21 protein-coding genes and 2 pseudogenes are annotated in these 23,836 nt (G+C 63.4%); 12 read left to right on the top strand and 11 right to left on the bottom strand.

The window, feature by feature from the left end; translation table 11 throughout:
• Positions 1–150: 150 nt before the first annotated feature.
• Positions 151–438 carry a hypothetical protein gene (locus tag AC1D75_RS03780; protein WP_495513964.1) on the bottom strand — a complete coding sequence of 96 codons (288 nt, stop codon included), beginning with the start codon at positions 436–438 and terminating at the stop codon, positions 151–153.
• Positions 439–521: 83 nt separating this feature from the next.
• Here AC1D75_RS03780 and AC1D75_RS03775 point away from each other — a divergent pair, with 83 nt between their 5' ends.
• Positions 522–1,490: a phospholipase D family protein gene (locus tag AC1D75_RS03775; RefSeq protein WP_495513963.1), complete on the top strand. Its 969-nt coding sequence runs from the start codon at positions 522–524 to the stop codon at positions 1,488–1,490.
• A gap of 148 nt (positions 1,491–1,638) precedes the next feature.
• On the opposite strand, the gene dnaB is transcribed toward AC1D75_RS03775, so the two are convergent.
• Positions 1,639–3,024, bottom strand: a complete 1,386-nt coding sequence (gene dnaB / locus AC1D75_RS03770) for a replicative DNA helicase (protein ID WP_495513962.1) — start codon at positions 3,022–3,024, stop codon at positions 1,639–1,641.
• 504 nt (positions 3,025–3,528) lie between these two features.
• Between dnaB and AC1D75_RS03765 the strand changes: the two genes are divergently transcribed.
• On the top strand, positions 3,529–4,092 hold the full coding sequence (locus tag AC1D75_RS03765; protein ID WP_495513961.1) for a hypothetical protein: 564 nt from the start codon (positions 3,529–3,531) through the stop codon (positions 4,090–4,092).
• Between the two features lie 31 nt (positions 4,093–4,123).
• Here the strand turns inward: AC1D75_RS03765 and AC1D75_RS03760 are convergent, their stop codons facing one another.
• Positions 4,124–4,567 (bottom strand): MarR family winged helix-turn-helix transcriptional regulator, encoded by a 444-nt coding sequence (locus tag AC1D75_RS03760; protein ID WP_495513960.1) that lies wholly within the window; start codon positions 4,565–4,567, stop codon positions 4,124–4,126.
• 131 nt (positions 4,568–4,698) lie between these two features.
• Between AC1D75_RS03760 and AC1D75_RS03755 the strand changes: the two genes are divergently transcribed.
• Together AC1D75_RS03755 and AC1D75_RS03750 are read left to right on the top strand one after the other, a co-directional pair.
• Positions 4,699–6,834 carry an MMPL family transporter gene (locus AC1D75_RS03755; protein WP_495513959.1) on the top strand — a complete coding sequence of 712 codons (2,136 nt, stop codon included), beginning with the start codon at positions 4,699–4,701 and terminating at the stop codon, positions 6,832–6,834.
• A gap of 12 nt (positions 6,835–6,846) precedes the next feature.
• Positions 6,847–7,464, top strand: coding sequence for a lipocalin family protein (locus AC1D75_RS03750; protein ID WP_495513958.1), 618 nt, complete (start codon positions 6,847–6,849; stop codon positions 7,462–7,464).
• Between the two features lie 77 nt (positions 7,465–7,541).
• On the opposite strand, the gene rplI is transcribed toward AC1D75_RS03750, so the two are convergent.
• From rplI to rpsF, 4 genes and pseudogenes are all read right to left on the bottom strand, one after another.
• Positions 7,542–7,997: a 50S ribosomal protein L9 gene (rplI, locus tag AC1D75_RS03745; RefSeq protein ID WP_495513957.1), complete on the bottom strand. Its 456-nt coding sequence runs from the start codon at positions 7,995–7,997 to the stop codon at positions 7,542–7,544.
• Between the two features lie 18 nt (positions 7,998–8,015).
• Positions 8,016–8,279 carry a 30S ribosomal protein S18 gene (gene rpsR, locus AC1D75_RS03740; protein WP_020106984.1) on the bottom strand — a complete coding sequence of 88 codons (264 nt, stop codon included), beginning with the start codon at positions 8,277–8,279 and terminating at the stop codon, positions 8,016–8,018.
• Between the two features lie 67 nt (positions 8,280–8,346).
• The gene (locus AC1D75_RS03735) at positions 8,347–8,889 is read right to left on the bottom strand and encodes a single-stranded DNA-binding protein (RefSeq protein WP_495513956.1); all 543 of its coding nucleotides are present in this window, start codon (positions 8,887–8,889) and stop codon (positions 8,347–8,349) included.
• 240 nt (positions 8,890–9,129) lie between these two features.
• A pseudogene (gene rpsF, locus AC1D75_RS03730) lies at positions 9,130–9,405 on the bottom strand (30S ribosomal protein S6); the annotation flags it as partial.
• Positions 9,406–9,577: 172 nt separating this feature from the next.
• On the opposite strand from rpsF, the gene AC1D75_RS03725 reads away from it, so the two are divergent.
• Together AC1D75_RS03725 and AC1D75_RS03720 are read left to right on the top strand one after the other, a co-directional pair.
• Entirely contained in the window at positions 9,578–11,035 is a 1,458-nt protein-coding gene (locus AC1D75_RS03725; RefSeq protein ID WP_495513955.1) for a hypothetical protein, read from the top strand.
• Complete coding sequence (locus AC1D75_RS03720; protein ID WP_495513954.1) at positions 11,032–11,643, top strand: GNAT family N-acetyltransferase; 612 nt, start codon at positions 11,032–11,034, stop codon at positions 11,641–11,643. Before AC1D75_RS03725 ends, AC1D75_RS03720 begins: the two co-directional genes overlap by 4 nt.
• An 11-nt stretch (positions 11,644–11,654) precedes the next feature.
• On the opposite strand, the gene AC1D75_RS03715 is transcribed toward AC1D75_RS03720, so the two are convergent.
• The 3 genes and pseudogenes from AC1D75_RS03715 to AC1D75_RS03705 form a co-directional block, all read right to left on the bottom strand.
• A complete protein-coding gene (locus AC1D75_RS03715) occupies positions 11,655–13,283 on the bottom strand; it encodes a glycosyltransferase family 87 protein (protein ID WP_495515973.1) in 1,629 nt (542 codons plus the stop codon).
• A 91-nt stretch (positions 13,284–13,374) separates the two neighbouring features.
• A complete protein-coding gene (locus AC1D75_RS03710; protein ID WP_495513953.1) occupies positions 13,375–15,624 on the bottom strand; it encodes a transglycosylase domain-containing protein in 2,250 nt (749 codons plus the stop codon).
• A gap of 101 nt (positions 15,625–15,725) precedes the next feature.
• Positions 15,726–16,115: pseudogene (locus AC1D75_RS03705) on the bottom strand (DUF5318 family protein); the annotation flags it as partial.
• A 288-nt stretch (positions 16,116–16,403) separates the two neighbouring features.
• Between AC1D75_RS03705 and AC1D75_RS03700 the strand changes: the two are divergent.
• The 3 genes from AC1D75_RS03700 (at position 16,404) to AC1D75_RS03690 (ending at position 19,472) form a co-directional block, all read left to right on the top strand.
• Entirely contained in the window at positions 16,404–17,045 is a 642-nt protein-coding gene (locus AC1D75_RS03700) for a PadR family transcriptional regulator (protein ID WP_495513952.1), read from the top strand.
• A complete protein-coding gene (locus AC1D75_RS03695) occupies positions 17,038–18,135 on the top strand; it encodes an inositol-3-phosphate synthase (protein WP_495513951.1) in 1,098 nt (365 codons plus the stop codon). The genes AC1D75_RS03700 and AC1D75_RS03695 overlap by 8 nt, the downstream gene beginning before the upstream one ends.
• Positions 18,136–18,440: 305 nt before the next feature.
• Positions 18,441–19,472 (top strand): alcohol dehydrogenase catalytic domain-containing protein, encoded by a 1,032-nt coding sequence (locus tag AC1D75_RS03690; protein WP_495513950.1) that lies wholly within the window; start codon positions 18,441–18,443, stop codon positions 19,470–19,472.
• Between the two features lie 24 nt (positions 19,473–19,496).
• On the opposite strand, the gene AC1D75_RS03685 is transcribed toward AC1D75_RS03690, so the two are convergent.
• Entirely contained in the window at positions 19,497–20,798 is a 1,302-nt protein-coding gene (locus AC1D75_RS03685) for a TrpB-like pyridoxal phosphate-dependent enzyme (RefSeq protein WP_495513949.1), read from the bottom strand.
• A 93-nt stretch (positions 20,799–20,891) separates the two neighbouring features.
• Between AC1D75_RS03685 and AC1D75_RS03680 the strand changes: the two genes are divergently transcribed.
• The 3 genes from AC1D75_RS03680 (at position 20,892) to AC1D75_RS03670 (ending at position 23,817) form a co-directional block, all read left to right on the top strand.
• Positions 20,892–21,812: an alpha/beta hydrolase gene (locus AC1D75_RS03680; protein WP_495515972.1), complete on the top strand. Its 921-nt coding sequence runs from the start codon at positions 20,892–20,894 to the stop codon at positions 21,810–21,812.
• A 194-nt stretch (positions 21,813–22,006) separates the two neighbouring features.
• Positions 22,007–23,140 carry an ABC transporter permease gene (locus tag AC1D75_RS03675; protein WP_495513948.1) on the top strand — a complete coding sequence of 378 codons (1,134 nt, stop codon included), beginning with the start codon at positions 22,007–22,009 and terminating at the stop codon, positions 23,138–23,140.
• The gene (locus tag AC1D75_RS03670; RefSeq protein WP_495513947.1) at positions 23,137–23,817 is read left to right on the top strand and encodes an ABC transporter ATP-binding protein; all 681 of its coding nucleotides are present in this window, start codon (positions 23,137–23,139) and stop codon (positions 23,815–23,817) included. The genes AC1D75_RS03675 and AC1D75_RS03670 overlap by 4 nt, the downstream gene beginning before the upstream one ends.
• Positions 23,818–23,836: the final 19 nt, after the last annotated feature.

Here is a 23,836-nt window from a genome sequence, read left to right as displayed (position 1 = left end):
ACGCCGGCGTCGCGCAACCCGTCGCTACCGGCCTCGGTGCACGCCGTGTAGGTCAACAGACCCGCTCACTGGATGAGCCGTGGGCCCTTTCATCACGTGGCAGTAGGCATAGGAGACGCCGGCCGTGCTGGAACTGATTCGTGCGCCGGGTCAGTAGCTCGGGCGCTGCCTCGGCACGCCACGTGCACCGATTAGCCGGTGCGCACGAGGGTGCGCGGCTCGGTACGAGTCGACCACATCCTGCAGCTGGTGCTCGGGGCGAGTGGGGCCGCGGTCACGGTCGTCGTTGATCGAGTCGCGGAACGCCTGAGCGATGCGGTGGACCTCAGCCCGGTCCTCAGCATGCAGCGGGACACGGAGCACTCGGGCCTCGCCTTCCGCCTCATCGGTGAGACCGCGGCCTTCGTTGATCAGGTCGTCCCAGTATTTCTGATTCACGAGGAGACGGTAGCGAATCGACATGCGAGAAGTGGTGGGGACGAGCGAAGTATTTCCGGTACATCTCTTGCTACTTTCACTCGATGGGCCTCGTCGACAATGCCGCAGATGTGCTGTTCTCCGCGCTCGAACAAGAAATGGGCGACGTACTCCTCGCCAGCCCATATCTGACGAGGGACGTCGCAGTGCGACTCGCCGAGTTCGCGAAAAGGAGCAACTTCGACTGGACGCTGATCACACGTCTCGATGCCCCAGCCGTTGCGAACGGATACCTGTCAGTGGACGGGCTCCGAATGCTGCTCGGCGTCGAGGTGCGTGTCATCGATTGCCGGCGCCTTCATGCCAAGGTGTACGTGGTCGGCGACCAGTTCGGCTTGGTCGGCTCGGCCAACCTGACCGGGTCCGGACTGGGACTAGCCTCGGCGAAGAACCGTGAGCTGTGCGCACGAGTCGATTCTGCCGACGTGCAAGGCGCCCGCGACCTACTCCTTGCCTGGGCGGCTGAAGGTATTCACATTGACTCGGCACGTCTAGACGAACTCGTCGACGAGGCCGCCGACCTCCCAAAGGCTAAGCCTGTACCGCCGAGCGCCACCGCGGCTATCAAGCCAACGACTGCCGACGTCGAACAACTTATTCTTGATGCGCGTGATCGGCGCTTGTGGGTGAAGGCCCAGTACGGCGAGCCGCACCTCGACAGTTGGCGGAAGGAATCCTGGTTCTCGAGTCCTAAGAAGGGCAAGCCGAGCTTCGCCCCATCAGATCTGGTCTTGATATACGCACTCGAGCTGCCCGGTGCTTACACGGTGGTCGAGGCTATTGACGAAGCCACCGAAGACCCTGCCTTTGTCACCGAGCAGAGTGGATCACAGGATGCGGGCAAGCGGTGGCCGTGGGTGAACAGAACGATCCCGCGCTTGGTCCCGGAGAATCTGACGGTGGTCACTCCAGATCAGCTCGGCATCTCTGGAATGGGACTGCGGAACGGTCACAAAGTGCTGGCCCTGAGCGAGTTCACCGCCGCGGTACGTGCACTGGCGCAGTCGACCTAGGAACGTCCTACCCCTACTGCGGCGCTGCAGCCCGCAACCCACTGTCGCCAAGCTCGGAATATCCGAATTTACTGCCAAAACCACTGACACCGACTCTGGAAACTGACACTTTCTCGTGGAACCTACAATTTCCCGATGGCGGCAGAAATCAGCCGCGCGCCATATCCACGAACTTGCTCAAATGTAGTTGGTGCGCAACGGTAATCGTCGCCGTCGGACCGTTACGGTGTTTGCCCACAATGATATCCGCTTCACCGGCGCGTGGATCGTCGCGTTCGAAGGCATCGGGGCGGTGCAGCAGGATGACCATGTCGGCGTCCTGCTCCAGCGATCCCGATTCACGAAGGTCGGAAACCTGCGGCCGCTTGTCGGTACGTTGCTCAGGACCACGGTTCAGCTGGCTGATCGCGACCACCGGAACTTCGATCTCCTTCGCCAAAAGCTTGATGCTTCGGGAGAATTCGGAGACTTCCTGCTGGCGGGATTCGACTTTCTTACCCGATGACATCAGCTGCATGTAGTCGATGACCACAAGCTTGAGATCGTGCTTCTGCTTCATCCGCCTTGCCTTGGCGCGGATTTCCATCATCGTCAGGTTGGGCGAGTCGTCGATGAACAGGGGCGCCTCGGAGATTTCACCCATCCGGCGAGCCAGCCGCGTCCAGTCGTCGTCACTCATCCGGCCGGCGCGCATGTCGCCGAGCTTGATCTTCGCTTCGGCGGAGAGCAACCGCATCACGATCTCGGTTTTGCTCATTTCCAGGGAGAACATGGCACTGGCCATGCCGTGCTTGATCGAGCACGACCGCAAGAAGTCCATGGCGAGCGTTGATTTACCGACACCGGGTCGTGCCGCGACGATGATCATCTGGCCGGGATGAAGCCCATTGGTCAGCTCGTCGAGATCGTGGAACCCGGTCGGCACGCCCTTCGACATTCCGCCTGCCGACGCGATGGAGTCGATCTCGTCCATCGTCGGCTGCAGCAACTCTTCCAACGGGACATAGTCTTCGGTGGTGCGGCGCTCGGTCACCTCGTAGATCTCGGCCTGCGCACGGTCGACCACTTCGGCGACATCCTGGCCATCGGAGCCGGCATAACCGAACTGCACGATGCGTGTGCCTGCCTCGACGAGTCGGCGCAGGATCGACTTCTCGGCGACGATCTCGGCGTAATAGCCGGCATTGGCGGCGGTCGGAACCGTGGAGATCAGCGTGTGCAGGTACGGCGCACCGCCCACTCGACGTAGTTCACCCATTCGGTCCAGCTGGCCGGCCACGGTCACCGCGTCGGCCGGCTCACCTTTGCCGTACAGGTCGAGGATCGCGTCGTACACGGCCTGATGCGCAGGCTTGTAGAAATCACCCGGGCGCAGCTTCTCGAGGACATCGGCAATGGCGTCCTTCGAGAGCATCATTCCGCCCAGAACGGACTGTTCCGCAGCCATGTCCTGCGGGGGTTGACGACCAAAATCTTCGGTCGGTGGCGCCTGATCCTGAGGTTGAGCATATCCGCGGTCATCAACGACGGCCAAGATGCCACCCCTTCGCTAGTTTGTTCGGTTCAAGTCTCGCAGGCCGCTCCGACATCCCGGATCTGCCATGCCGAAGCCGACTCGATTCGACACACTCCGGCAGACACTAAGGGCTGGTGCGGATCCGGCCAAATGCACCTGTGGATCAGCCTGTTAGCCAGCTGTGCACCATCCGCCACATCTTGTTAGCGCCCTGTGTGGAACTTGTGGATAACTGAGATCGGATTTGCGATCATCGCAGCTCAGGGGCTGTTCAATACTTTTAGTTACTGTGGATAGCGTTCTCGCGGCGTGTCCCGAGATGTCCGATTTCGGGCGTGTTCGGTTTAGCTCACGATGAATCACAGATGAAGCGGAAGCCACTGTGGCGCAAACACCCGACAGGTTTTGCGTCCTATCAAAAGTGATCTTCACGATCGTTTTTGCTTGCCGCCGAACCTGGCCACGTGACCAGCCCAATAGTGGTGGAATGAGGTGTCGGGGTTCATTCAAGGGGAGGCGCTCGTGCGGAAAATACTGGGAGCAATCATCGCAGGCGCCGCGACAGCGGTACTACTGACAACGGGTTCGACGGCATCGGCCGCCCCATCTCCCGACTATCACCAAGTACCGGACCTCTCCGGCTATGCGGCGATTGATCCATCGCCGTACCGATCCCCCGACTACAACGACAACGGGCGCACCTTCTTTGTCACCCCCAGCGGTCGCACGTGTGCGATGGGCCCGGGCTACGGATTCAACAGCTGCAGCGGACATCCGCGCACCGCACCCCCGGGGAATGTCGGGGTGGCCATCTCCGGCGGGCAAGAAGGCCCCTACTGGATCCCGGCCGACACCAGTTACCGAACCACGCCAACAGGCTGGTTTCGTGCGCCTCTCCTCGACATCGGTCAGTCGATCACCGTCGAGGGATCAACCTGCGCCGTGAGCCCCGTCGGTGTCACCTGCGTCGCAGGTCCCCGCGCGTTCGCGGTCACGCAGACCTGGTTCAAGTTCGTCTACCCGGCAGGTGACACTCGCCATGACAAGAACTCCGATCCGCGCTTCCTACCGGCAGACCAACGCTGACAACATTTTCTCAAATAGCGAGCGCACCAGCCTATTTCGGATCTTCGAGGTCATCTTGATAGGCCTCCATGGCAGCAACCATCGCCGCGAAGACCCGATGTGCGGCCTCGAGATCGGCGTCGGGCAACTCCGCGAACGCGTCCCGCATGTGCCGGCCGAGTGGCGCAAAGAACTCCCGTGCGACGGACATGCCGTGATCGTCGTAGTGCAGCATCACTTTCCGTCGATCGCTTTCATGCGGTGCCCGCCGGATGTGTTGGGTCGCGATCATTCTCTCGACGAGGTGCGTCACCGCGCCCCCGGACACCTGCATCCGCTTGCCCAGCGCCCCGGCGGTCAGCGGCTCACCGTCAGCGTCGGCGACCATCACGTGCAGCAATGCCCGGAAGTCGTTGGCGCTGAGATCGTTCTGCCCGGCGAAAACCCTGGTGATCCGGTCCGATTCGGCGTTGAGCAGCCGCAGGTCAGAGGACATCTGAGTTTCCAGCGCAGCACGCGGATCCTCAGATGGCGGTTGCTCGGACACAAGTTCCTTCTTCCGGTCAAAGCATCTCGAAACGAGATACTTTAGTTGCTCAATAGTTGAACATATGAGACGGTTTTGCAATGGCGACTATCGACAAGTCCATCCATTCTGGCACCCGCTGGGACCACTTCGCTGCCCTCGTGACCGGTCGCCGGTCGTGGTTGGTCGCGCTGGTCGTGTTGATCCTCGCCGGTGGCGCGATGGGTTTGATCGGCGGTAATGATTCGGCCGAAGAGGCGCCGACGTCGCTGCCGACCTCAGCCGATTCGGCGCAGGTCAAAGATCTCCTCGAAGAGTTCCCCGACTCCAATGTGGCGCCCGCGGTCCTGGTGACAGTGCGCTCGGACGGCGCCCCCCTCACCCCCGCCGATCAGCAAGCTGTGGCGGCTGCACACCAGCGCATGCTCGCCATCGACCGTTCCGTACCTGCCGATACCGCGGCCGGTCCGCCGGTGATCACCTCACCCGACGGGATGGCCGCGATCTCGATCGTCCCGGTCAACACCGACTTGAGCGGCTTCAAACTCACCGACCTCGTCGATGAACTCCGCAGTGCGGCCGACAACGGCCTGCCTGCCGACCTCAAGACCTATGTCACCGGCGGCCCGGCCTTCGGTGCCGACACCGCCAACGCCTTCTCCGGCGCCAACATCACCCTGCTGGCCGTGACCGCGTTGGTGGTCGCCATACTGCTCATCGCCACCTATCGCTCACCGATCCTGTGGCTGATACCGCTGATCGTCGTCGCCTTCGCCGACCGTGTGGCCAACTCGATCGGCACCGGCTTGGCCGAACTCACCGGCCTGTCGTTCGACGGATCCACCGCCGGGATCACCAGCGTGCTCGTCTTCGGCGCCGGTACCAACTACGCCCTGCTGTTGATATCGCGGTACCGCGAAGAACTCCGCACCGAACCCGACCACCGGGTGGCCCTGCATTACGCCGTACGCCACGCCGGCCCGGCGATCCTTGCATCCAACGCCACCGTTGTGTTGGCGTTGTTGACCCTGCTGCTCGCCACCCTGCCGAGCACCCGCAGCCTCGGCGCCCTGGCCGCCGCCGGCTTGGTGGTCGCTGTCCTCTTCGCGCTCCTGGTACTCCCACCGCTGTTGGCGCTCTGCGGAACTCGCCTGTTCTGGCCATTCATCCCCAAGGTCGGTGACCCGATTCCGACCGAGGGTGGTCTGTGGTTCCGGATCGCAGGCGGCGTCTCCCGCCATCCGATAAAGGTGTTGGCGGTCGCCCTGACCGTGCTCATCGCCTGTTCACTGGGTCTGGCCGGCGCCCAGATCGGTCTGTCGCAGACCGAGCAGTTCCGGGTGAGTGCCGACTCTGTCGAAGGATTCGACGCACTCGCGCAACACTTTCCGGCAGGCGAGGCCGACCCGACGACTGTCGTCGCGAAAACCGATACCGCACAACAGATCCAGGGTGTTCTCGATGCCACCGACGGTGTGGTGTCGGCGTCCGAGGACGGCCGGTCCGAGACTGGATGGACCAAGTGGTCGGTGGTGATCGATGCCGCACCGGCATCCCAGCAGGCCTTCGACATCATCGACGATCTACGTTCGGCCACCGCTGACGTCCCGGACTCCGATGCACTGGTCGGCGGCTCCGATGCCCAGGCACTCGACACCCGCAATGCCGCGGAAAATGACCGCTTCCTGATCATTCCGTTGATCCTCGCCGTGGTGTTCGTCATCCTCATCGTGTTCCTGCGAGCCCTCGTGGCGCCGGTGGTCCTGGTGGCCACCACGGTCCTGAGCACCGTCGCCGCGATCGGTCTGGGCAGTCTCATCAGTGAGCACGTCTTCGGCTTCCCCGCCCTCGACGACAACGTGCCGCTCTACTCGTTCCTCTTCCTGGTCGCACTCGGCATCGACTACACGATGTTCCTGGTGATCCGAGCCCGCGAGGAGACCCCCGGGCACGGGACCCGCGACGCCATCATCCGCGCGGTGGCCTCCACCGGTGCCGTGATCACCAGTGCCGGAATCGTTTTGGCGGCCGTGTTCTGCGTGCTGGGCATCCTCCCGCTGATCACACTCACCCAGCTCGGCATCATCGTCGGCATCGGCATCCTGCTCGATACCTTCCTCGTGCGCACGGTGGTCATCCCGGCGCTCTTCAGTCTGATCGGGCCACGAATCTGGTGGCCCGGCAATGTGGATACACAAGCGCGTCCACAACCTGTGTCAGAACCGCAACCGAAGTAGGAGACGACAACCATGACGTTCTCGACTCGTCGCATCACTCAACTCGTGGCAGGCGCCCTGGCAGTGGGATTTGCCCTCGCCTTCGCCGCACCGGCCTCCGCAGACATCAGCTCCGTGCCGCCGCCGTTGAAGCCCGTGGCCAAACTCGACACCGCCCGCTACCTCGGCACCTGGAATCAGGTCGCCGCACTCCCACAGCCGTTCAACCTCATCTGTGCCCGCGACACCAAGGCCAACTACCAACTGATCGACGCATCGAACATCCGGGTCGAGAACACCTGCATCACCTGGACGGGCGGCGACAACCGGATCGTCGGCAACGCCCGCGTCAACGATCCCGTCACCGGCGCGCAGCTGCATGTCAGCTTCCCCGGTGTCCCGACGCAGGAGTCGAAGAGCGGACCAACCAACTACGTTGTCTCCCATATCGCCGACGACTACTCGTGGGCGTTTGTCGGCAACCCGTCGCGCACGTCGGCCTTCGTCTTGTCCCGGGAACCGAACATCAGCGCCGACGGCTGGAAGCAGATCCGTAAGGTCGCCGAGGACGACGGCTACAACGCCTGTCTGATCCTGACCTCACCGACCACCGGTGGCTCGAACGAGATCCGGCCGCTCTGCACCGTCTGATCCCGTAGTCGCAATACCCGGAGATACGACAAACCCCCGACCCAAAGGGCCGGGGGTTTGTCGTAGACAGAAGCTGACTACTCAGCAGCAGCCACGGTCAGGTCGAACTTCGCAACGATGTCGTTGTGAAGGCTGACCACAACCGGGTACTTACCGGTGGCCTTGATGTGCCCCTTGGGCAGTGCGATGGTCCGCTTGTCGAGCGACGGTCCACCGGCGGTCTTGATGGCGCCGACAACATCGTTGGCGGTCACCGAACCGAACAGCTTGCCGGAGTCGTGGGTCTTGACGCCCAGCTTGACCTCGGAAAGCCCTTCGATGGCCTGCTTGATCTCGTTGGCGTGCTCGACGCCACGAACTTCGCGGGCAGCCCGTGAACGACGGATGCCTTCGACCTGCTTCTCTGCACCCTTGGTGGCAGCGATCGCCAGTCCACGCGGGAGCAGGAAGTTACGGCCGTAGCCATCCTTGACCTCGACGGTGTCGCCGGGGACGCCCAGGTTCTCAACCTCTGCGGTGAGGATCAGTTTCATATTCTTGGTCCTTTCCGCTTATCGAGAGGTCGAAGTGAAGGGCAGCAAGGCAACTTCACGCGAGTTCTTCACCGCGATGGCCACGTCACGCTGATGCTGGACGCAGTTACCGGTGACCCGACGCGAGCGGATCTTGCCACGGTCCGACAGGAAACGACGCAGCAGCGCGGTGTCCTTGTAGTCGATCAGTAGGTTCTTCTCTTTGCAGAAGGTGCAGGCCTTGGCCTTGACAACCTTTTCTGCGCCACGGACCTTCCGTCCGCCTTTAGCTTTTCCAGCCATGTGTACTTACTCCAAAAAATGTTCAGACGGCTCGGGTTTCATCCCGATGGGTGTCTGGAAATGTTCGTCAGAACGGTGGTTCGTCGTCCCCGCCACCAAACGATCCGCTCGCGGGAGCACTGCCCCACGGATCGTCGTTCGATGCAGCTGCACTCGAGTTACCTCCGCCGCCACTGCCACGGTTTCCACCGCCGCCGCTGCCGCCGGACCCGAAGTTGCCGCCACCTCCGCCTGTGCCGCCGCCGCGCGAGGCCCGATTGACCTTTGCGGTGGCGTAGCGAAGTGAGGGACCGATCTCGTCGACCTCTAGTTCCACTATCGTTCGCTTCTCACCCTCACGGGTTTCGTACGACCGCTGCTTGAGCCGGCCGGACACGATCACCCGCGAACCCTTGGTGAGAGACTCGGCAACATTTTCCGCGGCATCGCGCCAAATGTTGCACCGCATGAACAGCGCTTCGCCGTCTTTCCAGTCATTGGTCTGCCGGTCAAACGTCCGCGGCGTCGAAGCCACGGTGAAGTTCGCGACAGCGGCACCGGACGGTGTGAACCGTAGTTCCGGATCGGCTGTCAGGTTTCCAACGACGGTGATGACGGTATCGCCAGCCATGTGTATCTCCCGAGATCAGTTGCGGTTGCGCAGTGGTTTGGGGTCGATGTGCACCGAGCGAGCCCCTTGTTGAGAGGAGCCTAGAACTCGGCACCGACACGCACTAGGACGTTCGCGGAGAACCTTTGGTTCTCTTGGAACACCAGGTAGCTACTTGGCTACCTTCGGCGGCTTGGCCGCAGCCTTGGCAGCGAACTTGGCAGCAATCTTCGCCCGTCGCACCTTGGCCTTTTCGTCCACGCGCATCACCTTGGTGCGGAGCACCGATTCGTTCAGCTTGAGCTGGCGATCGAGCTCGGTAACCGTGGCCGGTTCCGCGTTCAGATCGACGACTGCGTAGATACCCTCGGTGTGCTTGAGGATTTCGTAAGCAAGACGGCGCTTGCCCCAGACATCGACGCCTGCAACATTTCCGCCATCCTGGCGAATCACATTGAGGAAAGTATCCAACGATGGAGCAACAGTTCGCTCATCCAGGTTGGGGTCAAGAATGACCATCAATTCGTAATGACGCATAAGACCTCATCACCTCCTATGGACTAGGTAGGCCACGGACGTTCCGTGGCAGGAGGGTCGCCTGCGTCGGCAACCGAGCCAGGGTACCCCAGATGACGCTGACCAGCGAAATCCTCCCTACCCCCATGGGTGGCAACGGCAACGCGGCACCCCATCTCCTACCCTGTAGCCCATGCCTTCGCCGCCGGTCCCTTCAACATGGGAGCTGACGACCCCCGAAAAACCATCCTGGCGCGTGCGCCTGAGTTCGGGTCGCGGCGAACTGGTTTTGATCCTGCTCATCTCGCTGGTGATCAGCTCGCTGTTCATGTGGCTCGGCTATCTGGGCAAGGCCACCTGCGGCGGAGCACCGTTCGACGCGTCCGGGCGCAGCGCCCACTGGCCGGTGGGGACCGGCGAAATCCTCATGCCGTGTTACTCCGACCTGCAATTCCTCTGGGTCGGCCGCGACATCAACAACCACATCTTCCCGTTCATCCACGGCGGCATCACCGAGAACGGCGTGCTGTACGGCGGCGTCGTCGAATATCCGGTGCTGTCGGGCCTGCTGATGTACATCGGCGCCAGCGGCGCACACACCGATACCGACTTCCTCCTCCAGTCGGCTCTGCTCATCGCACCGTTCGGTGTCCTGATCGTCATCCTTCTCGCCCTGCTGGCCCGCTGGTGGGTGCTGCTGTGGGCTGCAACACCCGCACTGATTCTCTACGCGTTCCACAACTGGGAGCTGCCGGTCGTCGCCACCACCGTGGTCGCGGTGGCGATCATGATCTTCGGCGCGCGGATCAATCCCCGTACCGGACTGCCGTGGCTGTCGCTGCGGACCAGCGCCTTGTGGACGTCGTTTGTCCTGTCGATCGGGTTCTGTCTCAAGATCTATCCGGGACTGTTCGTGTTGCCGCTGGCCATCTTCGTGCTGACCCGGGCGATCGGTGCCAAGCAGTCAGCCAAGGCCGATCTCGATTGGAAGGGCGCGGGCGGCGTGGTCGGAGTGGCGATCGCGACGGTTGTCGCCGTCCAGTTGCCGTTCATGGTCGCGGGCTTCGAAGGCTGGAAGGCCTCGCTGTCGTTCCAGGGCAAGCGCAAGGCCGACGTGGACACCAACTCCATTTGGTACTGGGGCCTTCGACATCTGACCGGCGACGGACCCAACGATCCGGACAGTCTCTACAACTCGCTCGTCGGCGTGGCCTCACCACTGCTGATCATCGTCGGGATGGCGGCGGCCGTGTGGTTCGGTGTCCGGCACTGGCAGCGCGGCAACGTCTTCCCATGGATCGGGACCAGCGCGGCAATGCTGGCCGCGTTCATGCTCTTCCATAAGGTGCACTCGCCGCAGTACACACTGTGGATCTTGCCCTTCTTCGTGTTGCTCGCCGTCGACTGGCGGATCATCGTTCTCTATCTGATCGGCGATGTCGCACTCGATCTCACCATCTTCCGGATGTTCGGCATCCTCACCCGGGGCGACGACATGACCTGGTGGGTGATGGGTGGCGTGCAGCTCGGTGTCTGGTCGCATGCGCTGTGTCTGCTGATCCTGATCTACCACTTTGTCGGAGCGCCCTTGCGGGTGCCGCCGAAAATCACTTCACCTGAGAAGGTCCCGGAGACTACCGTTCCGGCATGAGCTGGTTCGCGACACCCACCCTGACCGGAACCCGGGTCACCCTGCGCCCGTTGACATTGTCGGACGCGGCCGCGCTGTATGCGGCCGTCGATCGCCCGGAAGCCTACCGATGGACGACGGTCCCGGCCGACGCCGACAGCGCCACCCGATACATCCAGACCGCCCTCGACACCCCCGATCGGGTGGCGTTCGCTGTGATCGACCAAGACTCTGACCGGATCGTCGGATCCACCAGTTTCTACGCCGTCGAGCCCGCAAATTGGACGCTCGCCATCGGCCACACCTGGTATTCGACTGCGGTCCAGGGCACCACGGTCAACCCGGAGGCCAAACTCCTGCTGCTGCAACGGGCCTTCGAGGAACTCGGTGCGGTCCGGGTGGTCTGGCACACCGACGAACGAAATGCCCAGTCGCGGGCCGGGATCGCGAAACTGGGTACCACCTTTGAAGGGCTGCTACGCAAACACCGGCCGCTGCCGGGACCCGCCGAGGAAACCCGCTCGAACGGACCGCGGCCGTCGTTGTGGCGCACCACGGCCCAATACGCGATGACCGACGAGGATTGGCCCGCGGCCAAGAAGGTTCTGGAGCAACGCGTCCTGGGATGACGCCGCCGCGGTCAAGCCCGCGAAACCTCGAACGCTTCGGTGGGCGGATCACTTTCTTGGGCAGCCATTTTGCTCGGCTTGCGTGGCCACGGCATCCGATCCGGCGCGTTGTCCAGAACGCCGCCTCCGGGATCGTCGACCACGACGCTGCGCCAGCCACGGCCACGTCGAACCAGGTCTGCGGTTGGGTGATAGATCTGCCAGATCACCATCGCGCAGAGGGCGATCACGGCAATGTCGCGGATCACCACCGCCGACAGGAACCACTGTTCGGGCAGCCCGTCATCGGTTTCCTTGTACAGGTACCACATCATCCGGGGCACCCACACCAGAGCGTCGATCAGCATCCAGCCCAACAGGATTCGGGTGTGCGGCAGAGCCAGCACCGCCAGCGGCACCAGCCACAGTGAGTACTGCGGACTCCAGACCTTGTTCACCAACAGGAACCCGGCCACCGTCAGGAACATCAACTGCGCCAGGCGCGGACGCATCGGGGCCTGGAATCCGATGAACACCACCACAAGACAGACCAGGATGAACAGGCCCATGCTGATGGCATTGAGCAGCGTCGGCGACTGGCCGGGCTGATTGCCCCACTGATAGCCGGTGATCGCGGAGATGACATTGAACAGGGTGTCGGGGTCGGTACCGCGGTCCGAGTTGTACCGGTAGAACTCGGTCCAGCCGCGGAAGTGGGTGATCATGATCGGCAGATTGATCAACAGCCACGTCGCCGCGGTCAACGCCGCGGTCACCAAGAAGTCGCGCACTTTGCCCGCGCGCAGACACAGCACCAGCAACGGGATCAGCAACAACGCCGGATACAGCTTCGCCGACATGCCGATGCCCAGGAAAATGCCTGTGAGCCAAGGGTTTCGCCGTGACCACGCCAGCATCGCAACCGAAAGCGCAGCGATGGCAATGGCGTCGAAATTGGTGAAGATGTGCACGATCACCAGCGGCGATGCCGCGGCCAGCGCCGCAGCCCACACCCGTCGCTGCGCAGTCAGGGCCGTCGCCCAGATGGTCACCAACCAGCACAGGGCCAAGCCCAGCGCCACCAGGTTGAAGAACAGGACCACATTCAGAGCCCCGGGAACACCCCAGTTGTCGTGCGCCCAATCCCAACCGTGCGCGGTCTGCGCCGCTGCGTACATGAACATGCCGGTCAGGACCGGATACTCCATGAACCGCTGCTGCTGACCGCCGGACCCGTCATCCTCATACCAGGATGTCTTGTACGGGAACGCGCCCTCGTCGAGTCGCTCGGCGCTGTACAGCGGAATCGTGTCGGCGTAACACATTGCGGTGTATTGCCGGTGGTTGTCCCAGTCCAGGCCCATGACCCCGGTCTCGGAGTCCGGGGCCTGCTGCAGGCAACCGGCTTTGGCGTACCAACCGAGCGCCAGGAACACCAGAGCGATCAACATCAACACCCGAACCGGGGTCCAGGTTCGGCTCCGGCCGACAACCGCGTGCAGGCCGATCGGGCCACCGATCACCATGCTGCCCGGCGCGACGATGGGATCGGTGCCGCTGGGCAGCTCGCGGGTGGTCACCTCACGGCGATCCGTCGCCGACTCCGCAGGTGCATCGAACAGGTTCAACGCTTCCGTCGTCTTCGCGTCGGCGAGGTCCACGTCTTGGGCGTGTGTGTCCTGCTCCGGCCCCTGATGTTCCGTCGGCACCGCAGAGCCCCCCGGATCCCCGTCGGTAGCCACGGACCCCCGCCTACGGATTCCTGGTGGGCGGCCCGGCCTCTTCAGACGGCAACTCGGGTTCCGCCTCGGATTCGGGTTCGGGTTCGGTCTCGGTTTCTTCACTGGCCTCACCGCCACCGGGCAGCGGGATCACGATGCCCGGCGCCAACGTCACACCCGGCCGAGACGTCGTCGTCTCCGGCTCCGTGGTCGTCGGAGCCGTACTGCGGGTGGAGGTGGCCGCCGAGGACGTCGGCGGGGCCTCATACGGAATGCCCGAAATGCCACCCACCGCAGCCGGCTTCGGGAAGTCCTCGATCGGCTGGCCGTCGAGCGCGGCGTTCATGGCTGTGCGCCAGATCTGCGCGGGCAGTCCCGAACCGTAGATCGTGGAGCCGTTGTAGTTCACCAACTCGGTGCCGGCGTCGGTGCCGACCCAGACCGCGGTGGACAGCTGCGGCGTGTAGCCGACCATCCAGGCGTCCTTGTTCATGCCGGTGTCACCGAGCTGTGTGGTGCCGGTCTTCGCGGCCGACGGCCGCGAACCACCATCGAGCGCATTGCCGTTGGAGTACGCGGCGACGGGTTCGAGTGCGGCCGTGGTGTTGTCGGCGACCTCGGCTGGAAGTCGGCGTTCACCCTGATCGTCGGTGCGTTCGAAGAGCACGTCGCCCTGCGAGTTCTCGACCTTCTGCACGAAGTGGGGTGTGTGGTACGTCCCCGATGCCGCCAGGGTCGCATACGCCGATGCCATGTCGATGACACGTGAGTCGTACTGTCCCAGCACCACACCGCCTTCGACGCCGGTGCCGTCCTGGTTCTCCAAGGTCGGGGTGCCGTCGGGCCGGGTCTCCGGGATACCGGCGCGGTGGGCGGCATCGGCGACAGCACTCGGTCCGCCGTTGAGGTCCATCATCAGCCGGTAGAAGACCGTGTTGAGCGACATCTTCATCGCGGTGGCCAGGTTGCAGGTACCGCAGGACGTGCCATCAGAGTTGTTGATGGTGACACCGCCGGACTCGAACGGCGCCGAACTGTATGTCTTCGACAGCGGGATGCCCTGTTCGAGGGCGGCCACCATCGCGAAGACCTTGAACGACGAACCCGTTTGCAGATCAGCCTGCGCGTAGTCGAATCCGTTGCCGTCGTTGCCACCGAAGTAGCCCCGCACAGCGCCGGTTCGAGGATCGACCGATACCACCGCGGTCCGCAGATCCTTCGGTTCACCGTCCAGCGAACCGTTGGCCGCGTCGACGTTTGCGGCCTGCACCTGCGGGTCGATGGTCGTGCTGATCTTCAGGCCGCCGGTACGGATCTCGTCTTCGGAGATGTCGAGGCCACCCAATTCGGCGAGTACCTGCCGTTTGATGAGCCCGTTGGGTCCATCGCTGGCCGGATCACCGGTTTGCGCCTGCTGCTCGACCACGTTCGGGTACTGCTGGGCGGCAGCCTCGTCCTTGGTGATCGCCTTGGTGGTGACCATTCCGTCGAGCACGTACTGCCAGCGGACCTGCGCTGCTTCGAGATTGGTGGCCGGGTCGTAGTACGAAGGGGACCGGATCGAGCTGGCGAGCACTGCCGACTCGGACAGCGTGATGTCACGGATGTCCTTGTTGAAGTAAGCCTTTGACGCCGCTGCGACACCGTAGGCGCCACGACCGAAGTAGATGGTGTTGAGGTAGGCGGCCATGATCTCGGGCTTGGACCACTCGTTGGCCATCTTGGTGGAGATCGCCAACTCACGGAACTTGCGCTGGTAGCTGGCCTCGTCGCCGGTGAGCACGTTCTTCACGTACTGCTGGGTGATCGTCGACCCACCGCCTGCACTCTCGTTGCCGGTGATCTTGCCGAGCGCGGCACGGCCGTATCCGCTGATCGAGAAACCCGCGTTCTCTTCGAACTCGCGGTCCTCGGCGGCGATGACGGCCTGCTGGAGCACCAGCGGGATATCCTCGATGGGGACATCGGTGCGATTGCCCTCGGCCGGCACGATCCTGGCGATCTCGCCCCCGCTGGTATCGACCACCGTCGCGATCTGACTCTGCTTGATGTCACCAGGGGCGGGCACCGCCACATCGGCATAGGTGACAAGGAACACTGCCCCCATCACCAGCGCGAAGCCGGGCACCAGTGCACCACCGAGCCCGAGGATCCACGCGACGGCTTTCTGCCACGCGCGCTTCTTCTGCACCGGACTCCGACCGGGGGACGCAGATTGCCTGGCGTCACCGTTGCCGGTGGTCCAACCAGATCGATTCGGTCCGTCAGGGCCGTTGCTCACAGATACTTCTCCATACCTTCAGTGCCCATTCCTGCTGGGCCTTTATCGGCGTCCGCCTTCGCGGATCCACCGGTAGTCGTGTCGTTCGATGCCCGTCCGCCGGCAACCCGGCGGGTCCGCCGTACGGGCGGTCGCGGTGGCAATCCCGACACGTACGACTGGACCAGATGGTTCCAGCTGCACGTGCGGCACACCTCCACCACATGTACCGAAAATTCTTCCTGGCTCGCTGCCAGGCGCTGAATCTCTTCATTTGTACGGGCCGAACCTGAAACCTGTCCAAGTTTCTCGCCGAACACCCACGAAACGATCGTGACCTGCTCTTTTCGGCAGATCGGGCATCGTTCCGAGCTGGTCAGCCCATGAAACTTGGCCGCCCGCAGCAGATAGGGGCTGGCATCGCAGACCTCGGCCACACCGGTACGCCCGGCGTAGACCTCGGCCAGCCGGGACTTCCGCTGTAACGCGTAGTCCACCACCTGTCGCTGCATCGGCACTCGTCAAGAGTACGTGGCTCCGACCAGCACGCGGTCGTGGTTGTCCGGCGATGTCACTTTCAGTGCAGTCCACGGTCAGTTCATCGAGCGGTCCGAAATAGTCGTCGACCGTGCCGAACTTGTCCGTTTCCGCGATGGTCTCGGCCCACTCGGAGGCCGGTTCCACACATGATTGCGCAGGTCAGCACACTTTAGGGTACCGGTTATATCGGCGCGATACATACGTGTGTAACATCAGGCTTACAGGTTTCTGAAACACGTCGGATGGAGGTGTGACCGAATATGCTCGAACTCGCAGTACTCGGCTTGCTCCTCGAGTCTCCGATGCACGGCTACGAGCTGCGCAAGCGGCTCACCGGCCTGCTCGGCGCATTCCGCGCGTTTTCGTATGGATCGCTGTACCCGTCGCTGCGCCGAATGCAGGCAGACGGTTTGATCGCTGAGGATTCGGGCGCACCGGGAACTCTGAAGCGACGCGCTCGTCGCGTCTACGCATTGACCCCGAAGGGACGGGAGCGGTTCGCCGAACTGCTCGCAGACACCGGCCCGCAGAACTACACCGACGATGGCTTCGGAGTGCACCTCGCATTCTTCAGCCGGACTCCCGCCGAGGCTCGCATGCGAATCCTCGAGGGTCGGCGCCGGCAAGTGGAAGAACGCCGCGAGGGTCTCCGAGAGGCTGTCGGTCGTTCGAACCGCACAGTCGATCGTTACACCAAGCAGCTCCATCAGTTGAGTCTCGAGTCGAGCGAACGAGAAGTCCGCTGGCTCAACGAGCTCATCGCCGCCGAGGGCTCGGAACGGACCGAGGATTCGACTGAGACGTCGAGGAATCCCGGACCGTTGCCTTCGGAAACGGTCTTTGCAGAACCCGAAACAACCTCAGTAACACCACACAAAGAAGGGGAACCCGACCATGGGTGACAACAATTCAATTCGCGTGGCGATTGTTGGCGTGGGAAACTGCGCCTCATCCCTGGTCCAGGGCGTGCAGTACTACAAGGATGCCGACGAGAACGCCAACGTTCCCGGCCTCATGCATGTGAAGTTCGGTAAGTACCACGTCCGCGACGTCAACTTTGTCGCCGCGTTCGACGTGGACGCCAAGAAGGTCGGCTTCGACCTCTCGGACGCCATCTTCTCCAGCGAGAACAACACCATCAAGATCGCTGACGTGCCGCCGACCGGTGTCAACGTCCTGCGCGGGCACACCCTGGACGGACTCGGCAAGTACTACCGCGAGACCATCACCGAGGCTGACGGCGACGGCGTCGACGTGGTCCAGGTCCTCAAGGACAACAAGGTCGACGTACTCGTCTCGTACCTGCCGGTCGGATCCGAACAGGCCGACAAGTTCTACGCACAGTGCTGCATCGACGCCAACGTCGCGTTCGTCAACGCACTGCCCGTCTTCATCGCCAGCGACCCGGTCTGGGCCAAGAAGTTCACCGACGCCGGTGTTCCGATCGTCGGCGACGACATCAAGAGCCAGGTCGGTGCCACCATCACCCACCGCGTCATGGCGAAGCTGTTCGAAGATCGTGGCGTCACGCTCGATCGCACGTACCAGCTGAACGTCGGCGGCAACATGGACTTCAAGAACATGCTCGAGCGTGAGCGCCTGGAGTCCAAGAAGGTCTCGAAGACGCAGGCTGTGACCTCCAACCTGACCGGTGCCCTGGCCAACAAGATCGAGGACAAGAACGTCCACATCGGACCTTCGGACCACGTCGCGTGGCTCGATGACCGCAAGTGGGCCTACGTCCGCCTCGAAGGCCGCGCCTTCGGTGACGTTCCGCTGAGCCTCGAGTACAAGCTCGAGGTCTGGGACTCCCCCAACTCGGCAGGCATCATCATCGACGCCGTGCGCGCCGCCAAGATCGCCAAGGACCGTGGCATCGGTGGACCGATCCTGCCGGCTTCGGCCTACCTGATGAAGAGCCCGCCGGAGCAGCTCGCCGACGACGTCGCGCGCGAGCAGCTCGAAGCCTTCATCATCGGGGCCGATTCCTGACAAGCAGAATCGGGATCGGTGCAGACGCCTGATCTGAGGTCACCAGACCCGGTCGGCAACTGACACAAACCAAGAGCCGCACACCTTTTCGAAGGTGTGCGGCTCTTGGCGTTTGACCTTTGTCGAACACAATCGAATGGTGCGACCAGACGCCTACAATATGTCGAAGGTGCACCAAGGCCTTGAAGTCGGCGTAGATCCAGGTAAACGCCTGTTGGCCCGGTACCAGGAAGTCACATTCCGGCATATCCAACACTTGCTCGTCAAGTGGATCGGCGAGGAAGTCGACTGAGAGGTCTACGACCATGCAAGCCTTGCAATACCGTGAAATCGGAGCCCGGCCCGAAGTCGTCGAGATCGACAAGCCATTACCGGGCGCCGGCGAGGTACTCCTGCGGATGACCGCCGCCGGAGCCTGTCACTCCGATGAGTTCATCATGTCGACTCCTGCGGATCAGTATGCGTTTCAACCACTTCCGCTGACACTCGGACATGAGGGCGCCGGAATCGTCGAAGCACTCGGGCCGGGGGCCACCGGGGTCGAAGTGGGGCAATCCGTACTCGTCTACGGACCCTGGGGCTGCGGACTGTGCTATCCGTGTTCGCAGGGCAGCGAGAACAACTGCATTCACGGCATCAAGGCACCCGGTATCTACCGGCCTGGCGCAATGGCCGAATACATGATTGTCGACGACAGCCGTCATCTGGTGCCGCTGGGCGAACTCGATCCCATCTCCAGCGTCTCGCTCACCGATGCCGGATTGACGCCGTATCACGCTGTGAAACCGACGATCTCGAAGCTGGTACCGGGCACAACAGCGCTCGTCATCGGTGTCGGCGGACTCGGCCACGTGGGTGTACAACTCCTCAAAGCGCTCACACAAGCGAGGATCATCGCGGTCGATATCGCCCCCGAGAGTATCGAGCACGCAGTGCAACTCGGCGCCGACCACGCCTTCGCATCGGACGCCGCGGCCGCCGGCCGCATCCGCGACATCACCGGTGGACGCGGGGTCGACGCCGCCTTCGATTTCGTCGGTGCACAGGTCACCGCCGACCTCGCGCAGGCATCGATAGCCGTTGGCGGCGAGATCGCGATGGTCGGCGTGAGCACCGGCGCAGTACCGGTCGGCTACCTCACCGTTCCATTCGATGTCTCGGTGCGGGTGGTCAATTGGGGCACGAGGCCCGAACTGATCGAAGTCGTCGAACTGGCTCGTCGGGGCGCGATCGAGATCGCGGTGGAGGAGTTCTCCATGGCCGACGCACCTGTCGCGTACGAACGACTCCACGCAGGCAAGATCCGCGGACGGGGTGTGGTCGTTCCGACCCGGTAGCCCCGCCCGCGGACCACCAGATTGCTACATCGTTCCGTTCAAGAACGCCGAGTAGGCGGGCAGGTCGAGTTGGCCGTGTCCGCTCAGCCCGATGACGATAACCTCTTCTCTGTCCGAATCACGCACGCGGTCAACGGCTGCGGCGATCGCGTGGGTCGATTCCGGTGCGGGCACGATGCCTTGCGTCCGGGCAAACAGAACGCCTGCGGCGAACGCGTCCTTCTGCTCGATCGCGATGCCATCGACGAATCCGAGTTCGACGGTGTGGCTCAGTGCCGGTGACATCCCGTGATAGCGCAGGCCGCCGGCATGGATGGGATCGGGCACGAAGTCCATACCCAGCGTATGCATCTTCAGCAGCGGCGTCAGACCCGCGACATCGCCGTGGTCGTAGCGGTATTCACCCTTGGTGATCGACGGGCAGGCGGACGGCTCCGCGGCGATGATCTTCGGATTCGACCGGCCGTGGATCTGCTCGCGGATGAACGGGAACGCCAGCCCGGCCAGGTTGGAACCACCACCGGCACAACCGAAGACGTAGTCGGCGCCGCCGGACTCCACCAGGGCGAGCTGATCGACGGCTTCGAGCCCGATCACACTCTGATGCAGCACAACATGATTGAGAACGCTACCGAGCGCATACCGCGCACCGGGATCCTTCACCGCCGCCTCGACTGCCTCGCTGACCGCCATCCCGAGACTGCCGGTGGTATCGGGTGTCGCCTTCAGGATTGCGCGGCCGGCCTCGGTCAGCTCCGATGGGCTCGAATGCAGTGTCCCGCCGTATGTCTCGATGAGGTAGCCGCGGTAGGGCTTCGACTCATAGGAGGCCCGGACCTGCCACACCTCGACGTCGATGCCGAACAGCGCGCCCGCGAAGGCCAACGCGCTACCCCACTGACCGGCACCGGTTTCGGTGGTCAGGCGGGTGACGCCGTCCACCGAGTTGTAATAGGCCTGTGCCACTGCGGAGTTGGTCTTGTGACTACCGACCGGGCTCACGCCCTCGTACTTCACGTAGATCCGAGCCTTGGTGTTCAGCGCCTCCTCGAAACGCCGGGCCCTGATCAGCGGCGAGGGCCGCCACATCTTGTAGATCTCGCGAACCGGCTCGGGGATCTCGATGTAGGTCTCCGTCGACACCTCCTGCGCGATGAGTCCCGACGGGAACAACGGCGCGAGATCGTCGGGGCCCACCGGCTCCTTCGTGCCGGGATGCAGATGCGGCGGAATCGGCTCGGGCAACTCCGCTGCCAGGTTGTACCAGTGTGTCGGGACGTCCACGCTGATCAGGTCGCGACTGGCTTCGGGGGTCTGGATGGTCATGCCCACGACTTTAGGCGTTGTCGCGGCGACGGTCACGGGGGTTACGCCGAAACCGAGACGTTCGGAGGCCGAGCCCGGATAGCATCCGACATGATGATCAACCGGATCCGAAATCGCGAGGCATTCGACCCTGACCTGCGCCTGCACTCGTTGCTGGTACCGCAGCACCTGGTCGGGCCCCGCACGGTTCCGGCGATCCGGTGGTTGTCCAAACTGATCCGCGGCAGTTCCGCCGCCACCGTCCACCAGATTGCACCGGGTGTGAGCGTGCGGTTGTTCCGGCCGACCAAACCGGCCGCGGTCCCGGGACCGGGTGTCTTGTGGATCCACGGCGGCGGCATGGTGATCGGCACCGCGGCCCAGGACGATGCCACCTGCAGACATTTCGCCGACGCCGTTGGCGCGACGGTGGCATCTGTCGAGTACCGGCTCGCCCCGGAGCACCCCTATCCCATCCCCGCGGAAGACTGTTACGCCGCGCTCCGATGGCTTGCCGAACGACCCGAGGTCGACACGGACCGGATCGTGGTCGCCGGTGCCAGCGCCGGTGGCGGATTGGCCACCACCGTCGCGGCCTTCGCCCACGACCGCGGCGAGATCACCCCGATGCTGCAGTTGCTGGTCTATCCGATGCTCGACAACCGCTCGGTCACGCCCGACGAGAACCACCGGCTCTGGGACGCGAAGAGCAACCGATACGGCTGGGACAGTTATCTCGGCGACGCCTCACCCGAGGTTGCGGTCCCCGCCCGCCGCACTGACCTGACCGGCCTGGCCCCGGCGTGGATCGGCGTCGGATCACTCGATCTCTTCCTCGAGGAAGACCAAACCTATGCCGAGCGGCTGCGCGATGCCGGTGTGCCGTGCACGTTCATCGTGATCCCGGGCGCATTCCACGGCTTCGACATGGTCGCCAACCGCGCACGCATCGCCCGAGACTTCTTGGCCGCCCAGACCGACGCCATCCGCGAGGCACTACGTACCCGCGACCGGTCGAAACTGTCCGACGAGTGAACGGTAGAACCGGCCCCGGCGAGTACTACCGCCCGTAGTAGGGTGGCTCGACGGAACAATTCGGACGCCGCGTTCTCGGATCGACAGTGCGGGAAGGGCCCCGGACGGACTGCTCCGACTGCCCCACGTCACCCGACTGGTCGACGGCAATATGAGCCGCCGTTTGTCGGTGCTCACCCGCAAGGAGTTTTCCGATGTTCCTCGCAATTCGCGAACTGATCTACGCCCGGACCCGGTTCTTGTTGATGGGGGCGGTCGTCGCGTTGATCTCGGTCCTCATGGTGATTCTTTCCGGATTGTCCACGGGCCTGGTCGACGATGGTGTCTCCGGCCTTCAGCGCAGCCCGGTACAGGCATTTGCATTCGCCCAGGGCACGAAGGCCGACTCGGCGTTCTCCCGGTCGGTTGTCACCCGGACGCAGGCCGAGACGTGGGCGCAGCAGCCCGATGTCGAACACGCCGAACTGATGGGCAACTCGATTGTCAATGCGCACAACAGTGATGGCACGCCCGTCGACCTGACACTGTTCGGCGTGACTCCCGGTTCGTTTCTCGAACCCGACGCCGCCGAGGGCACCGCCATCGCCGGACCAAACGACATCATCGTCAGCTCAACTGCCCGCGACGAGGGTGTCGAGATCGGCGACCGCATCACGATCGATCGCATCGGCACCGAGCTCAATGTTGTCGGATTCACCTCGGACAAGCGCACATTCGGCCACGTCGACATCGCCTATGTCCCCCTGACCACCTGGCAGGAGATCAACAGCGGCGGCGCCAACAGCGACGGCTCTTTCGACCCTCGAATCTACGACGAGGCCAGTGTGGTCGCGATCGAAGGAACCTCGAACCAGCTGCCCGACTTGGCTTCCGGTGACACCGCGGCCGGCACGTCGTCAAAGAGCCTCGAGGACTCGTTCGATTCTTCACCCGGATACGCGGCGGAGACGATGACCATGTCGATGATCACTGTGTTCCTGTACGCGATCTCCGCGCTGGTGGTCGGCGCCTTCTTCACGATCTGGACCGTGCAACGTACGCGAGAACTTGCGCTCCTACGCGCACTCGGCGCCTCGACGCCGTACCTGCTCAGGGACAGCATCCTGCAGGCAACATTTGTCCTTCTCGGCTCTGTCGCCGTGGGAGTCGGCATCGGGGTCGGGTTCGGATCCGGACTCAGCGGAACCGGGATGCCCTTCTCCATGCAAACCGGGCCCATTCTCCAGGGCGCTGTCCTGCTGATCGTCCTGGGTCTACTCGGCGCGGCCGTCGCAGTGATCCGAGTCGCCCGCATCAATCCACTCACCGCCCTGGGGGAAAACCGATGACCACCACTCGCACCGCAGGCCTCGAACTCCATGACGTCACACTGACATTCGGCGACGGCGACAGTTCGATCACCGCCCTGGACAACGTGAACCTACAGGTCACACCCGGCGAGCTGGTTGCGATTGTCGGGCCTTCCGGGTCCGGCAAGTCGACCCTGCTCGCGGTTGCCGGCGGGCTGACGGTACCCACCACGGGTTCGGTTCACCTGGCCGGTACCGACCTGAGCACGGTTCCGGCGAAGAAGTTGACGAAGATCCGCCGCGACCACATCGGGTTCGTATTCCAGACCGCCAACCTGGTGCCGTCGCTGACCACGCTCGATCAACTGCGACTGATGCCCACGATCACCGGGCGTCCCGGTCGCGATCCCCTCCCGCTGCTGGAGGCCGTCGGTATGAGTCACCGCCTCGACAAGCGGCCCGGTCAGTTGTCCGGTGGCGAACGACAGCGGGTGGGTATCGCCCGGGCCCTCGTCACCGAGCCGTCGTTGCTACTCGTCGACGAACCGACCGCCGCGCTCGACCGTAAGCGCAGCCACGAGGTGGTGCAGGTGCTCGCCGAAGAGACGCACCGCGCGAACGTTGCCACCATCATGGTGACCCACGATCACGACGTCCTCTCCCACTGCGATCGGGTGGTCGAGATGATCGACGGGCGCCTCACACCAGTGCGTTGACGTCCCGGGGGGTGCGCGC

The organism is Williamsia sp. Y712 (assembly GCF_059445525.1).
Note: the sequence above shows the minus strand (reverse complement) of the source record. Positions and strands in the feature narration are given on the sequence as shown.